The organism is Bartonella sp. AS69XJJH (assembly GCF_042195585.1).
GTDB lineage: Bacteria > Pseudomonadota > Alphaproteobacteria > Rhizobiales > Rhizobiaceae > Bartonella.
The window spans coordinates 1-1,220 of sequence record NZ_JBHIOO010000092.1 but is presented as its reverse complement, the minus strand read 5'-3'; the positions used below and the strand labels follow the sequence as shown (position 1 = coordinate 1,220).

Annotated in this window: 1 pseudogene; it reads left to right on the top strand. The window is 43.4% G+C overall.

The annotated features are described in order from the left end of the window. Window positions 1-42 precede the first annotated feature (42 nt). Window positions 43-1,220, top strand: a pseudogene (locus tag ACFIK6_RS09850) (hypothetical protein); the annotation flags it as partial.

The window sequence follows — 1,220 nt, the reverse complement described above, 5'->3', positions numbered from 1 at the left end:
TTTGCGGGTCTTGATACGAGTGTCCAGAATGTGAACACTCATTTGTCTAATGAGGTCAAAAAGTTTGATGAAAAACTCAGTAATATTACTCAGGCGGTTAATGGTGATGCTTTGTTATGGAGTGACGCTGCACATGCCTTTGTAGCGACGCATGGAGCAGGAGATGCGAAAGCTAACAGCAAGCTTACATCTCTTTTAGATGGGGTCATTAAGGATGGCTCCACGGATGCGGTAACGGGTAATCAGCTTCATAAATTGGGTGGTGAGGTTGCGCAGTCTTTAGGTGGTGGCGCTCAGTATGAGAATGGCCAATGGAGTACACCTAAGTTTACAGTTAAGATAATAAAATCTGATGGTAGTGAGAGTGAGGAGAGCTATACAGATGTGGCTTCAGCGTTTGCCGGTGTAGGAACTTCATTCACGGATCTTCATAAAGAGATTACCAATGAGATTACCACCGCTCAAGCTGATGCATTGTTGTGGGATAAGGATAAAGGTGCCTTTGTAGCGACGCATGGCAAGGAAGATAGCAAAAGCAATAGCAGGCTTACATCTCTTTTGGATGGGGTCATTAAGGATGGTTCCACGGATGCGGTAACGGGTAACCAGCTCCATAAATTGGGTGGTGAGGTTGCGAAGTCTTTAGGTGGTAGTGCTCAGTATGAGAATGGCCAATGGAGCGCTCCTACCTTCACGGTTAAGAGCGTGAACGAAGATGGCAAAACAGAAGATAAAGACTACCATGATGTGTCAACAGCTTTTGCTGGTGTAGGTACTTCTTTCGCGAATGTGAATAATTCTATTACGAATATTAAGAATGAAATTAGCAAAGATATTTCTGAAGCAAAGAGTGATTCCTTGAATTGGAGTGAGACTGCACATGCCTTTGTAGCGACGCATGGAGAGAAAGAAGGCAAAAGCAATAGCAAGCTTACATCTCTTTTAGATGGGGCCATTAATGATGGTTCTACGGATGCGATAACGGGTAACCAGCTTCATAAATTGGGTGGTGATGTTGCAACATATTTTGGTGGTGGTTCGTCCTTCAAGGAAGGTGTTTTTACAGCTCCGACTTATAACATCTCTAATGTTGCTAAAGATGGTCAGGTAGTAAGTAATTCGTATAACGATGTTGGCAGCGCCTTTGCGGGTCTTGATACGAGTGTCCAGAATGTGAACACTCATTTGTCTAATGAGGTCAAAAAGTTTGATGAAAAACT